Annotated in this window: 12 protein-coding genes; 7 read left to right on the forward strand and 5 right to left on the reverse strand. The window is 64.5% G+C overall.

Annotated elements, in window-relative coordinates:
• The first annotated feature begins 57 nt into the window (after positions 1-57).
• The 4 genes from gcvA (at position 58) to WCJ41_RS01530 (ending at position 4410) form a co-directional block, all read left to right on the forward strand.
• Entirely contained in the window at positions 58-948 is an 891-nt protein-coding gene (gcvA, locus tag WCJ41_RS01515) for a transcriptional regulator GcvA (protein WP_336904051.1), read from the forward strand.
• Between the two features lie 237 nt (positions 949-1185).
• On the forward strand, positions 1186-2406 hold the full coding sequence (locus WCJ41_RS01520) for an MFS transporter (RefSeq protein WP_336904052.1): 1221 nt from the start codon (positions 1186-1188) through the stop codon (positions 2404-2406).
• Between the two features lie 34 nt (positions 2407-2440).
• Positions 2441-3448, forward strand: a complete 1008-nt coding sequence (gene moaA / locus WCJ41_RS01525; RefSeq protein WP_336904053.1) for a GTP 3',8-cyclase MoaA — start codon at positions 2441-2443, stop codon at positions 3446-3448.
• Between the two features lie 35 nt (positions 3449-3483).
• Entirely contained in the window at positions 3484-4410 is a 927-nt protein-coding gene (locus tag WCJ41_RS01530; protein ID WP_336904054.1) for a DMT family transporter, read from the forward strand.
• On the opposite strand, the gene WCJ41_RS01535 is transcribed toward WCJ41_RS01530, so the two are convergent.
• Complete coding sequence (locus WCJ41_RS01535; RefSeq protein ID WP_336904055.1) at positions 4379-5167, reverse strand: sulfite exporter TauE/SafE family protein; 789 nt, start codon at positions 5165-5167, stop codon at positions 4379-4381. The two genes, WCJ41_RS01530 and WCJ41_RS01535, sit on opposite strands and share 32 nt — an antisense overlap.
• Before the next feature lie 193 nt (positions 5168-5360).
• On the opposite strand from WCJ41_RS01535, the gene WCJ41_RS01540 reads away from it, so the two are divergent.
• Complete coding sequence (locus WCJ41_RS01540) at positions 5361-5894, forward strand: isoprenylcysteine carboxylmethyltransferase family protein (protein ID WP_336904056.1); 534 nt, start codon at positions 5361-5363, stop codon at positions 5892-5894.
• Here WCJ41_RS01540 and WCJ41_RS01545 read toward each other — a convergent pair.
• Entirely contained in the window at positions 5891-6352 is a 462-nt protein-coding gene (locus tag WCJ41_RS01545; protein ID WP_336904057.1) for a copper chaperone PCu(A)C, read from the reverse strand. The two genes, WCJ41_RS01540 and WCJ41_RS01545, sit on opposite strands and share 4 nt — an antisense overlap.
• A 10-nt stretch (positions 6353-6362) precedes the next feature.
• Here WCJ41_RS01545 and WCJ41_RS01550 point away from each other — a divergent pair, with 10 nt between their 5' ends.
• Positions 6363-7076, forward strand: a complete 714-nt coding sequence (locus tag WCJ41_RS01550; protein WP_336904058.1) for a DUF1194 domain-containing protein — start codon at positions 6363-6365, stop codon at positions 7074-7076.
• 235 nt (positions 7077-7311) lie between these two features.
• Here the strand turns inward: WCJ41_RS01550 and WCJ41_RS01555 are convergent, their stop codons facing one another.
• Together WCJ41_RS01555 and WCJ41_RS01560 are read right to left on the reverse strand one after the other, a co-directional pair.
• Complete coding sequence (locus WCJ41_RS01555) at positions 7312-8907, reverse strand: amidohydrolase (protein ID WP_336904059.1); 1596 nt, start codon at positions 8905-8907, stop codon at positions 7312-7314.
• Positions 8904-10331 carry a PLP-dependent aminotransferase family protein gene (locus WCJ41_RS01560; protein ID WP_336904060.1) on the reverse strand — a complete coding sequence of 476 codons (1428 nt, stop codon included), beginning with the start codon at positions 10329-10331 and terminating at the stop codon, positions 8904-8906. The genes WCJ41_RS01555 and WCJ41_RS01560 overlap by 4 nt, the downstream gene beginning before the upstream one ends.
• A gap of 70 nt (positions 10332-10401) precedes the next feature.
• Here WCJ41_RS01560 and WCJ41_RS01565 point away from each other — a divergent pair, with 70 nt between their 5' ends.
• Positions 10402-11046, forward strand: a complete 645-nt coding sequence (locus tag WCJ41_RS01565) for a pyridoxamine 5'-phosphate oxidase family protein (protein WP_336904061.1) — start codon at positions 10402-10404, stop codon at positions 11044-11046.
• A 284-nt stretch (positions 11047-11330) separates the two neighbouring features.
• On the opposite strand, the gene WCJ41_RS01570 is transcribed toward WCJ41_RS01565, so the two are convergent.
• Complete coding sequence (locus tag WCJ41_RS01570) at positions 11331-12755, reverse strand: TAXI family TRAP transporter solute-binding subunit (RefSeq protein ID WP_336904062.1); 1425 nt, start codon at positions 12753-12755, stop codon at positions 11331-11333.
• Positions 12756-12869: the final 114 nt, after the last annotated feature.

The raw sequence follows: 12869 nt of genomic DNA on the forward strand, positions 1-12869 counted from the left end.
TGTGTCAAAAGACGATCCCTCACATACTCTATGAGATTTTCTCATGGAGCCGTTCCGGTGTCCCGCCTGCCCTCCCTCAATGCGCTCCGCTGCTTCGAAGCCGCCGCCCGCTCAGGCTCCTTCTCGAAGGCGGCGGAGGAACTGAACGTCACCCAGTCCGCCGTCAGCCACCAGGTGCGCCAGCTTGAGCAATGGTTCGGCCTCTCCCTGTTCGACCGGCTGGGCCGCCAGACCATGCCCACCCCGAAAGGCCAGGACCTCGCCCGTTCGCTGGCCGAGGCCTTCGACATAATGGCCGCCGCCTGCCGCCGCCTGCAGCAGAGCGAGCAGGGCCCGGCGATGACCATCGCGGCCCTTCCCTCCTTCGCCACCATCTGGCTGATCCCCCGGCTGTCGCAGTTCTTCAGCGAGCACCCGGAAATCTCGGTCAAGGTCGTCTATGCCTTCGCCGACCACAAGATCGATTTCGACGAGGTGGACGTCGCCGTGCTCTGGGGCCCGGGCGAATGGGAGGGCTGCCGCTCCACAAGGTTGCTGCCCGGCAGCACGGTGCCCATCTGCAACCCGATCTACCTCGAGAAGGAAGGCCCCTTCGACGTGCCGCAGGCCATCCTCGGCAAGCCCCTGCTTCACGATACGGACAGACTCGACTGGCAGAACTGGATGCGCCACGCCGGCCTCAAGCACGCCGGCCCTTCGCCCGGCCCCATCTTCCAGGACTTCAACCTGCTGCGCGCGGCCGCACTCGCCGGCCAGGGCATTGCGCTCTGCCCCAACAGCCTGATCGCCGACGACCTCGCCTCGGGCCGCCTCGTCCAGCTCTTCGACATCGACATCAAGCACGACTACGCCTACTCGATCATCGAACCCAACTCCGGCGCCGGCCGCCGCACCGAGGCACTCGACACCTTCAAGGACTGGCTGCTGTCGACGGCGAAGGGGAAGTAGCTCGCCCGCGTCTTCTCCCGTTTCTTCAACGGGAGAAGAAGGGACCCGTTGCGGCACGCAACGGGGCGATGAGGGGACGGAGGTACGCGGGCCAGTTCTGAGCCCGTTGCCCCTCACCTCCCCCAACTGCGTTGGGGCCCCTTCCTCTCCCGCAGGCGGGAGAGGACGACAGCGCACATACCCAACCTGCCCACTCGGCATTGGCCATGGTCTCGGTTTCCCGCTAGGCACTCCCGCATGGCCACCACGCATTTCACCCCTGCCAAGGTCCAGGGCACCACCTATGCCGTGCTTTTCGCCGTCACGGCGGGGCACCTGATCAATGACACGCTGCAGGCGCTGCTGCTGTCGATCTATCCGCTGCTGCGCGACCTGCACAATCTGAGCTTTGCGCAGGTGGGCTTCATCACCATGGCCTTCCAGGCCACGGCCTCGGTGCTGCAACCGCTGATCGGGCACTATACCGACAAGAAGCCCTTCCCCTATTCGCTTCCCGTGGCGCCCGCCATGTCGCTGATCGGCCTCGTCGTCGTCGGCCTCGCCCACAGCTATGGGATGATCCTCGTCGGCGCCACGCTGATCGGCATCGGCTCGTCGATATTCCATCCGGAGGCCTCGCGGCTGGCGCGGCTGTCGTCGGGCGGCCGCTATGGCTTTGCGCAGTCGGTGTTCCAGGTGGGCGGCAATTTCGGCACCTCCATCGGGCCGCTTCTCGCAGCCTTCTTCGTGGTGCCGCACGGGCAAGGCAGTGTCGCGTGGCTGTCGTTGCTCGCGCTCTTCTCCGTCGCGGTGCTGAGCTATGCCGCGAAGTGGTATGCCCATCACCTCTCGCCCAAGGGTGGCCCGAAGCGCGCGCATGTCATTCCGCCCAACCCGCTGCCGCGGCGCATGGTCGTCACCTCGCTCACCGTGCTGCTGGGCCTGATGTTCTCGAAGTTCCTCTACACATCCAGCATGTCGAGCTTCTACACCTTCTACCTGATCGACACGTTCGGCCTCAGCCCGAAGGAAGCGCAGATCGACCTGTTCATCTATCTCGCGGCCTTCGCGGCGGGTACGCTGCTGGGTGGGCCCATCGGCGACAAGATCGGGCGCAAGGCGGTGATCTGGTTCTCGGTGCTCGGCGCCCTGCCCTTCACGGTGCTGCTGCCCTATGCCAACCACTTCTGGGCGGTCGTCCTGTCAGTGCCCATCGGCTTCATCCTGGCCTCCGCCTTTTCGGCCATGTTGGTCTTTGCGCAGGACCTGATGCCGGGGCGGGTGGGCATGATCTCAGGCCTGTTCTTCGGCGTGGCCTTCGGCATCGCCGCGGCGGGCGCGGCCCTGCTTGGCATGGTGGCGGACGCAACGTCCATCGGCTTCGTCTTCCACATCTGCTCCTTCCTGCCGGCCTTCGGGCTGCTGGCCATGTTCCTGCCCAGCAAGAAGCAGCTTGCGGTGGCGGAAGCTGCGGGTTGACCTTTCCGATATATATGGCCAAATATAACGCACGATGACCCAGCAGGCCCCCTTGATCGACCCGTTCGGACGCCACGTCAGCTACCTGCGCGTGTCGGTGACGGACCGCTGTGACTTCCGCTGCGTCTATTGCATGGCGGAGGACATGACCTTCCTGCCCAAGCGCGACCTGCTGTCTCTCGAGGAGCTGGACCGGGTCTGCACCGCCTTCATCGACAAGGGCGTCAGGAAGATCCGCCTCACCGGCGGCGAGCCTCTCGTCCGCAAGGGCATCATGACGCTGGTCGAAGGCCTCGGCCGTCATCTGAAGTCCGGCGCGCTGGAGGAACTGACGCTGACCACCAACGGCTCGCAGCTGGCCCGCTTCGCGGATGAGCTCTCTGCCCATGGTGTCCGCCGCATCAATGTCTCGGTCGATACGCTGGACGAGGCGAAGTTCCGCCAGATCACCCGCTGGGGCGACCTGCCCAAGGTCAAGGAAGGCCTCAAGGCCGCGCAGAAGGCGGGCCTTGCCATCAAGATCAACGCCGTGGCGCTGAAGGGCGTCAACGACACCGAAATCCCCGAGATGCTGCGCTGGGCCGGCGGCGAGGGCATGGACCTCACCCTGATCGAGACCATGCCGCTCGGTGACATCGACGGCGACCGGACGGACCAGTACCTGCCGCTCTCGGTCGTGCGCGCGCAGCTGATGGACCAGTTCACGCTGGAAGACATCCCCTACAAGACCGGCGGCCCGGCCCGCTACGTGACGGTGAAGGAGACGGGCGGCCGCCTCGGCTTCATCACCCCGATGACCCATAATTTCTGCGAGAGCTGCAATCGCGTCCGCCTCACCTGCACCGGCACGCTCTACATGTGTCTTGGCCAGGAAGATGCCGCCGACCTGCGCGCGCCGCTCCGCGCCTCGGAAGGCAACGAGCTCCTCAACGCCGCCATCGACGAGGCCATCGGCCGCAAGCCCAAGGGCCACGACTTCATCATCGACCGCCAGCACAACAAGCCCGCCGTCGCCCGCCACATGAGCGTCACCGGCGGCTGAGCCCTGCGCTGCCGGCATGGCGGCGCAGCCCCGAAGTGCGCTACCCATCATTGATGCTTCGCCTGCCGCAAAACACGGCACTCCGCGCCGGCCTTCTCATGGTCTGCGCCATGGGGTCCTTCGTCTGCAACGACACGATCGTGAAGATCGTCGGCGCGCATCTGCCGGTGGGCGAACTCATCGCGCTTCGCGGCGTCATGGCCATGACCATCCTCACTGCCATCTGCGCCTCTCAGGGCCTGCTGAAGGACCTCCCCCGCATCCGCCAGAAGAACGTGCTGATGCGCTCCACCTGCGATCTCTTCGCAACCGTCGCCTTCGTCACGGCCCTCGTCCACATGCCCATCGCCAACCTCACCTCGGTGATGCAGGCGGTGCCGCTCGCCGTGGCGCTGCTCTCCATGCTGTTCCTCGGCGAGGAGGTGGGCTGGCGGCGCATGATCGCCATCATCGGCGGCTTCATCGGTGTGCTGATGATCGTTAAGCCGTCAGTGTCCAACTTCTCGGTCTATGAGGTGCTGGCGCTGGCCATCGTGCTCTTCGTCGCCGTGCGCGACCTTCTGACCAAGACCATTCCCGCCCGCATCCCCGTCTTCGTGATTGCACTCGCCAATGCAGGTTTCGTGACGGTTGGCGGCCTCGCGCTGATGCTGTTCCAGGGCTTCGTCCGCCCGGAAGCATGGCAGGTTGGGCTACTTGCGCTCGCCGCCTGCTTCCTGTCCTCGGGCTACCTGCTGATGGTGGCCACGCTCCGGCTCGGCGAACTGACGGGAACGGCACCCTTCCGCTATTCGGTGATGATCTTCGCCATCATCTCCGGCATCCTCGTCTTCGGCGAATTTCCGGACTGGATCGCCATTCTCGGCATGGTGCTGATCGTGGTCTGCGGGCTCTATGCCGCGCACCGCGAGGCCAGGCGGTCGAAGGCGCTCAGTGATAGCGCAGAAATGCCAGCGCCGTAAGGCACACCGCCCAGATCAGGATGCCCTTCCTCACATAATGGTGCGGAATGCGCATCGCCACCTTTGCCGTGAAATAGCCCGAGATCATCGCGCCCGTCATCATCACCAGTGACGGCACCCAGCGGATGACGCCGGCCTGCGCGAAGATGGCGATCGAGATCACCGTCATCAGGGTGATCGTCACGTTGCGGATGGCATTGGCCTGGTGGATCGTCATGTGGCTGAAGATCGCGTAGATCGCGAACATCACGATCCCCATGCCGAGCCCGAAATAGCCACCATAGACGAAGACGATGAACTCGAGCAGGAAGGACAGCCACAGCCAGCGCGACCCATCGAAGGCGAAGTCGCGCTCCAGCTTGTTCTTCAGCCACGGCCCGAAGGCGAAGGACGAGGTGGCGAAGAGGAGGAGCCACGGGATCACCTTCTGGAAGGCCGCCTGCCCCGTATGGATCAGGATCCACGAGCCCAGCACGCCGCCCGCGGCCGCAAGGCACAGCCTGAACCACAGGTGCTTCCTGACCTTCTTCAGCTCATGGCGATAGACCACGGTGCCCACCACATTGGCTGGCAACACGGCCACGAAGTTCGAGGCATTGGCCTCGATTTCCGTCATCCCCGCCGCTAGCAGCAGCGGGAACGTCATGAAGCCGGCCCCGCCCGCCATCACATTGATGAACCCCGCAAGCAGGCCGCCGGCGAAAAGGAGGATGATGTGGAGGAGGTCCAAGGGCGCGGCTCTGAGGGTATCGATCATCCCTTATGCCGAGGGAGGCGCATGCTTCGCAAGGTCGCCTGCCTCAACCCTCCCCTCCCATCATCGCCAGGCCTGACCCGGCGATCCTCTTCCCCGCGCCGGCAAAGGATGCCCGGGTCGAGCCCGGGCATGATGAACCTTGGCCGGTACACGCCCCTATCATCAGCCCCCGAATGACCCTACACTTCCCCCCATGTGGCTCCATATCCTGATCCTCACCCTCGTCACCCTGCAGCGGGTGATCGAACTCGTCATCGCCCACCGCAACACGGGCAAGATCGACGCGCGCGGCGGCTTCGAGGTAGGCTCCAACCGCTATGGCTTCGTGATTGCCCTGCAGGTGCTGTGGCTCGCAGGCCTCTGGTACCTGGTGCTCACCTACCTTCCAGCCATCGACCAGCCGTGGATCTATGCCTATGTGGTGCTCGAAGCCACGCGCGGCTGGATCGTGGCGGCGCTGGGCAGCAGCTGGACGACGAGGCTCATGGTGGTGCCCGGCGAGAAGCTTCCCGACGAGGGCCTCCACGGCTGGATCCGCCACGCCAACTACTTCGTGGTGGCGGCCGAGATCTTCATCCTGCCCATGGCCTTCGGCTTCATCTGGTATGCACTGGCTTTCGGCATCCTCAACCTCATGCTGCTGTTCTGGCGCATGCAGTCCGAGGATGCGGCGCTGAAGCCCCTGCGGGAAGAGCCTTCGCCCGCCGAGCTGCCGCCCGAAGCCTAGTTCGTTCCGGCGGCAACGCCGGCGACCTTGACCATCACCTTCACATCACCCGCCTTCTCGAAGGTGAGAGTAAGTTCGATCTCGTCGCCTTCCTTCAGTGGCTTGGTCAGCCCCATCAGCATGATGTGGTAGCCGCCGGGCTTCATCGGCAGCCTGCCGTGGGCGGGAATATCAATGCCATCGACGTGTTCCATCTTCATCACGCCATCGACCTGCACGGTCTTGTGGAGACCCGCCATCTTTGCGGCAGGAGTCGAGGCTGCAACCAGCCTGTCTGCGTCGCCATGCAGCATCAGGCTGACATAGGCGGCTCCCGTCTCGGCACCGGGCGTGGCTGATGCACGGGCATACGCCTTCGTGATCATCACCCCACTGGCGCTGGCCCCGGGCGCCAGTGCTAGGATGGCCGCAAAGGTGAGCAGGATGGCGGCGGCGACTTCGATCAGATTCTTGCGCATGGGAACCTCCGTGACCGCGTTTTGGCGCGGCACGGCGGGCCTGTCACGCGCCATGGCGTCGCGGCTGCTTCCCGTCCTTCTGCTTGCGACCACCGCCCATGCGCAGGACACCCCGGTCGCCATCGAACTGGTGCTGGCGCTTGATGCCTCGGCCAGCGTCGACCGCCAGGAATTCGCGCTGCAGGTCGAGGGCCTTGCCATGGCCTTCCGTGATCCGGATGTGCAGCGCGCGGTGGAAGACCTGCAGCCGCTGGGGGTTGCCATCGCCGTCGTCCAATGGGGTGCCCCGGGCGACACCCAGCTTGTGCTGCCCTTCACCCAGTTGAACAGCGGGCGGGACGCCAAGGCATTCGGCTTCCGCATGAGCCTCATCCACCGCTTCATGTGGGCTGGCGTCACCTCCATTGCCACGGGCATCCGCGACAGCGCCGCCCTCATCGAGGGCAACGAGTTCGACGGGCAGCGCAAGGTGATCGATGTCGCGGGCGACGGCGAGGACAATGGTGCACCGGACCTCGAAGCTGCGCGCCAGTCAGCCCGCGCCCAGGGCATCATCATCAACGGCCTGCCGATCATGGCCGACAGCGTCGAGCTTGCGGACTACTACAAGGCCCGCGTCATCATCGGTCCGGACAGCTTCGTCGAACCCGCCCGCGACTTCGACGACTATGCCCGGGCAATCAGGGCAAAGCTGCTGAAGGAGCTGCGGCCGCTGGCGTCGTGAATATCCTGGGGCAATCACCCCAACTCTCATCATGCGCGGTCTTGACCCGCGCATCCTTTTCAACGCCCACAGAGGATGCCCGGGTCAAGCCCGGGCATGATGAGGGAGAGGGCTCGTAGTGCGCCCAGGACAGGGCTGTACTGGCTTTCCGTGGCCAGCACCTAGGTGCCTAGCGCTCTTCAAAATCGCCCAAAATCAATCGTTACGAACTCGATTATACGCAGATCGCCTTCGCTCACCGCTCCATCGCCCGGTCCGTCGCCGTCGCCGGGATCCACCATTCCCGCCCGCGCGGCGTCTCCACATATTCGGGCCATGGAAAGTCGATGGGCGGAGCGTAGTCGCACCACGGATCCGGATCGGCCGCCTGTGCACGGCGATCCCGGAACTCCGCTTTGGCACGTTCCAGCGCCGACGTGTCGGTCATCAGGTCGATGATCGTTCCGGCGATGGTCTTGCCCGCCGTCTCCACCGTCGGGTCGATGGTGGCGGGAATGCCGCCCAGCGCGTTCAACGCCCATTCGGGATAGCTGAAGCCCGGCGGCGCCTTCAGCACGGCGCGGCCGATGTAGAAGCGCACCGTGGGGGCGAACCACGTCATGTCGGTGTAGTCGTCGGAGGTGTAATGCGTCTGCCAAGACGGCAGGTCCCGGCGCAGCCGCCGCTCCGCTTCCTGCGGGGGAACGAGCTGCGACAGCTCATCCGCGAAGGGCTCAGCCAGCGGGTCGAGGCCAAGTTCCTTCTGCAGCGCCTGCGCCATTTTCACCGCTTCCGCGCCATAGCGCGGCGCACCGGCGCGCTCGAGATTGCGGAAGGTGATCTCGGCCATGGCATGGTTGGCAAGGCCGGGCTTCGACTTCGACACCCAGTGGCGCTTCACCGTGCAATGCGCCGCCGCCGCTGCGGCCTCGGCGTTGCGATCCAGCACGGCATAGATCTTCTTCAGCATGGCGACGTCCGGGCAGCGCGCCGCGTACATGATCATCGCCATCTGGGCCGCGAGATTATCCGCCGTGGCCTGCCCGCTCGCCAGGATCGTCTCGTTCAGCGTCCATGTGCCGGAGTGCGGCAGCATGTGGTCGCGCATCATCTTGGACAGCGTGTACATGGCGACGACCGCGTCGTTCGCACCCGGCGCACGCGCTGCCGTGTGCGCGGCGGGAATGGGCGCACCCGCCGCATCGGTCACCGCCCCTTGCAGCCACGTCTCCGGCCGTTCGCACAGGAACTCATAGATCGCTGCGAAATAGGGCCCGCAATGGGTGTCCCAGCGCGCCGTGTTGCACAGCGGCAGCATGTAGAAGGGGTGGAAGGAAATGATGGCGTCGAGCCCGTCGTAATAGCCCTTCGCCGCATGGATGGACTTGGAGCCCCGCACCTTCTCGGCGGGTTCGCCCATGAAGCGGAGCGTGCCGGTGATGCCGTGCTTTTCCATCGCCGCCTTGGCCGCGAGAGCGCCGACGAGCGAACCCATGCCCAAGGCCGAATGCGGGTCGGTGTGGCCGCCCGCGAAGCGCGAGAGGCCCTCGCGCGGCTGGCGCCACGGCACCGCTGCCTGGCAATTGCCGGGCACCGCGTCATATTCGGCATAGGCCATGATGGTGGGGCCGGGTCCGTTCGACCATGTGGCGGAGAAGGCCGTGGGCATGCCGCCCGAGCCTTCTTCCACCGTGAAGCCCTCGGCGCGCAGCCGCTTCACATACCAGTCTGCCGAGCGGTATTCGCGCCACGCCGTTTCGGCCAGGTGCCAGATGTGGCTGTTCCACGCCGACCAGTCGGCATGCCTTTCTTCTACCCAGCGGAAGGCGTCAGCGCGTGCGGCATCACTCATGAGAGAACTCCAATCAATCTGGCAGCGGCCTGCTGCAGGTTGTCTTCGCTGAAGCCCGCGAAGCTGAGCAGCAGCCCCTGCTCGCGCTTGCGGCTCGCATAGTGGCTGGACAGCGACTGCGTCTCGATGCCCTTTGCTTCGAGTTTCTCCACCAGTGCCTCGTCGCTCACACCCGGTGGCAGGCGCAGCAGCAGCATGAGGCCAGCAGGCGAGGCATCGACCGTGAAGAGCTTTCCCTCGCCGGGCTTCAGCGCCTCGATCAGCGCGCGGCGCCGCGCGGCATAGATGCGGCGCATGCGGCGGATGTGAATGGCGAAGGCACCCGAGCCCATGAACTCGGCCAGTGCCGGCTGCGCCATCAGCGACGGCGGTGCGCCATGCGACACACGCTCCTCGCGGAAGCGCTTGACCAGTGCTTGCGGCACCACGATGTAACCCAGCCGCACGATGGGCGAGAACACCTTGGAGAAAGTTCCGGTGTAGATGACGCGCGCCCGCTTATCGAGGCTCATCAGTGCCGGCAGCGGCTTGCCGACATAGCGGTACTCGCTGTCGTAGTCGTCCTCGATCACGATGGCATCGGCCTCCGCCGCCCAGTCGAGCAGTTCGAGGCGGCGCGCAAGCGGCATGGTTACGCCCGTCGGATACTGTCGCGCCGGGGTCACGAAGGCGGCCCGCGCCCCTCCTGCCCGCTCGCAGCCGCGCGTCACCACCATGCCCTCGGCATCGACAGGCACCGGCACCGCGGTGACACCACCCAGCGAGAAGATGCGCCGCGCCGTGGGGTAGCCCGGTTCCTCGAACCACACGTCGTCGCCCGGGCTGAGGACCGACCGTCCGATCAGGTCGAAGGCGTCCAGACCACCCGCCGTCACGATCACCTGTTCCGCCGCGCAGTCGATGCCGCGCCATTCATAGAGATGCCGGGCAATCGCCTCGCGCAATGGCAGCCAACCGAAGGGGTCGTTGTGTTCCAGAAGTGTCACCGGCGGGTTGCGCCAGAAGCGCCCGAGCAGCCTGCCCCAGTCGTCATGCGGGAAGTTTTCCCAGTCGACCAGGCCGGAGCGAAAGGGCCGTGCCGGTTCGCGGCGGCCTGTGCCGCGCGACGGTTCCCGCGCCCGTTCCCTGGGTGGCGAGGTGAGGAGCGACTCCGGCAGTTCCGCCGCAACCCGCGTGCCGGAGCCGGAGCGGGTCTCGAGATAGCCCTCGCTCAACAGCTGCTCATAGGCCTCCACCACCGTGGCACGGGCGACGTTCAGCTCCTCCGAAAGTGCGCGGGTGGAGGGAAGCTTGGTCTGCGGCTTCAGGCGGCCGCTCAGCACCAGCGAACGCAGCTGCCGGGCGATCTGGGCCTGAATCGGCTCGCGGTCATCGCGGTCGATGCCGATCTCGCTGGCCGAAGTGCCGAGAAGTGGTCTGCTCATTGGGGTCTGACTTGGTCCTTTCCACCAGACCATATCGCAGGCATTCGGGGTGCACAATGGAGTGACTGCGATGGATGCCCCCAGCGAACGGACCCGCGTCAAGCGGATGAACAAGCGCGCCGCCTATAACTCCGGGACGGTGCATGGCATCCTCGACGCCATGCCGATCTGCAATGTGGGCTATGTCTTCGACGGCGCGCCCTACGTGACTCCCACGCTGCAGTGGCGCGAGGGCGACCACGTTTATTGGCACGGCTCTTCCGCCAGCCGCATGCTGGAAGCCTGCGAGCAAGCGCAGGTCTGCCTCACCGTCTCCATCATCGACGGCTTCGTGATGGCGCGCTCGGCCTACAACCATTCCTGCAACTACCGCTCCGTGATGGTGCTCGGCACGGCGCACAAGTTGACGGACGCGGCGGAAAAGGAAGCGAGCCTCAAGTTGTTTACCGAGGGCCTGTGGCCCGGCCGATGGGACATGCTGCGCCAGATGACGCAGAAGGAACTGAAGGCCACGACCGTGCTGAAGATGTCGCTCGACGAGGCCTCGGCCAAGGTGCGCGACGGTGCGCCGGGTGACGACGAGGCCGATTACGCGCTGCCCATCTGGGCCGGCGTCATCCCCGTGCGCCAGCAGGTGCTGGCGCCGGTGGACGATCCGCGCTTAATCCCCGGCCTCTCGCCGCCGCAGCACATCACGGACTTCAGGTTCGGCTGAACCCTATGTCTTCTCCCGCCCACGGAGCTTCGGATTGCCGCAGCCGGCGATCAGCTGATGCGTCTGCGCGGAGAACTCGATCTCGCAGAAGCCGCGCCTAAGCTTCAGGTTGTGGTCAAGCCGACCCCTCCGTGATACCCCGGTCAAAATGCCGGGGGAAAGGTCAGCACACGGGTCGCTTCACAGTGGACACCCGTGCCCCTCCCGGGTCAACGCCCGGTTCAAATCAACCGGCCGGCACATTCCCGGACGGCCGGCACGGCCGGAACGCTGAGCTGCTGCGCTCATCGCGCCTGATGTCCGCCGTCGCGATGCACAGCACCATCCGCTCTCAGCAGTTCACCGAGGACCCGCTGGGCCTCCTCAATCAATGCCTGCTGATACCGATAGTAGATTTCGCTTCCCATTGGTGTCACGATCGACTTGAGCTGGCTCCGGCAACGCCTGTGCAGAAGATCGAAATCCGCTCGAAGCGCCAACAGCCTCTCATGATCCCGTTGAACCACAGAGACGCCGTCAGAATCGGCTTCGCTGCTCAAGCCCCCGCCTTGACGGGCATTCAGCAGCAACTTGAGGCGCTCATCCAACTGCTCCCGGTTGGCATCGATTCGCCACAGCCTAAACCGGCTATAGATGCCCAGGGCATTGATGACGACCGTTGCCAGCATCAACAGATAAATCCAGTACGTCGGCGACATGAGATCCACGAACACCGGGAAGTACTTATCGGCAAACTCCGGTTCACCGACGGCGAAGAATTTTCGCGCTTCTTCGGCCAAAGGGGCCTGGTCCTGCGATTTTGCAGCGGGGGGCGGATTGGAACGGATAAAGCTCGGGAACTCATGGCTCATCAGCATGAGGAATGCCACGCGCTCGGCGCGATGCACGCACTCGTTGGCCACGATCAGCGTATCCACCTGGGCAACCAATCGATCTGTCTCGGGACTTGGCTGGGTGACATCAAAAAACCCCGAAGGAATTCTGCCGATCCTCAGCCATCTCAGTCTCGACACCATTCCTTCGATATCATCCGGGGACAATATTTCCAGGCCGTATTCGGAGATTATCTTCCTGATCAGCGGCGAGTTCTCGTTCATGACTATCGACGCGACGTCAATACTGCCGCGTGCAACGAGAGCCGCCTCGGTCTCGAAATCATAATTCGATGTCTGCAACTGGAGCCCGTTTATGTCGTCCATCTCCAGTATTTGCCGCATCAGATAGTCGGTTCCGGAGCCGACGGGCCCCAATCCTATTTTTGCGTGCTTGAGATCGGCGAAATTCGCGATATTGCGGCCGCGCCGCATCAATAGGAAAAGCGTTTCCGGCTGCGGCAGTCTTCCCAGAATTTGTATTCCGGCATCCGCAGAGATCGGCAGGCCATCCTGCACGAACGCGAAACCGGGCGCACACTCCGAGGCCGGGTCGTCGAGTCTGGCAATGTTGTCCATCGCGCCTGCGGTCGCAACGACCTGCAGACTGCCGCCCCGGTCCCGGGCGGCCTGCTCGAGTTTCTTCGCGACCGCATGATACTGACCCTGCGGTGTGCCGGAGTAGAGAGCCGCCTTGAGAAACGAATAATCAATCGCGACCGAAAAATAGGACAGGGATACGAGGAGACCGACAAGGGTCAGGACCAGCAGGATACTCTTGATCCAAGCCCCCCGATCGCGTCCGGGCCCGAAGGCCAATTGATCCATCAAATTCATTTTCAGTATCCGTCGTCAGATTCATTTGGCTGTTGAGCAATGCGTCCACTGCTTCAGTTAAGGACCCAGCGCGCTTGTCACCGCGAGCTTGTCACCGCGGGCTTGTGCTCTTCC

Source organism: Aestuariivirga sp. (genome assembly GCF_037139295.1).
Classification (GTDB): domain Bacteria; phylum Pseudomonadota; class Alphaproteobacteria; order Rhizobiales; family Aestuariivirgaceae; genus Aestuariivirga.

Bases quoted from the DNA above. Each gene is read 5' to 3' on its own strand.
- WCJ41_RS01555 (WP_336904059.1), bottom strand. From the start codon at position 8,907: ATGAGTGATGCCGCACGCGCTGACGCCTTCCGCTGGGTAGAAGAAAGG.
- WCJ41_RS01545 (WP_336904057.1), bottom strand. From the start codon at position 6,352: ATGCGCAAGAATCTGATCGAAGTCGCCGCCGCCATCCTGCTCACCTTT.
- WCJ41_RS01560 (WP_336904060.1), bottom strand. From the start codon at position 10,331: ATGAGCAGACCACTTCTCGGCACTTCGGCCAGCGAGATCGGCATCGAC.
- WCJ41_RS01520 (WP_336904052.1), top strand. From the start codon at position 1,186: ATGGCCACCACGCATTTCACCCCTGCCAAGGTCCAGGGCACCACCTAT.
- moaA (WP_336904053.1), top strand. From the start codon at position 2,441: ATGACCCAGCAGGCCCCCTTGATCGACCCGTTCGGACGCCACGTCAGC.
- WCJ41_RS01565 (WP_336904061.1), top strand. From the start codon at position 10,402: ATGGATGCCCCCAGCGAACGGACCCGCGTCAAGCGGATGAACAAGCGC.
- WCJ41_RS01570 (WP_336904062.1), bottom strand. From the start codon at position 12,755: ATGAATTTGATGGATCAATTGGCCTTCGGGCCCGGACGCGATCGGGGG.
- WCJ41_RS01540 (WP_336904056.1), top strand. From the start codon at position 5,361: ATGTGGCTCCATATCCTGATCCTCACCCTCGTCACCCTGCAGCGGGTG.
- WCJ41_RS01535 (WP_336904055.1), bottom strand. From the start codon at position 5,167: ATGATCGATACCCTCAGAGCCGCGCCCTTGGACCTCCTCCACATCATC.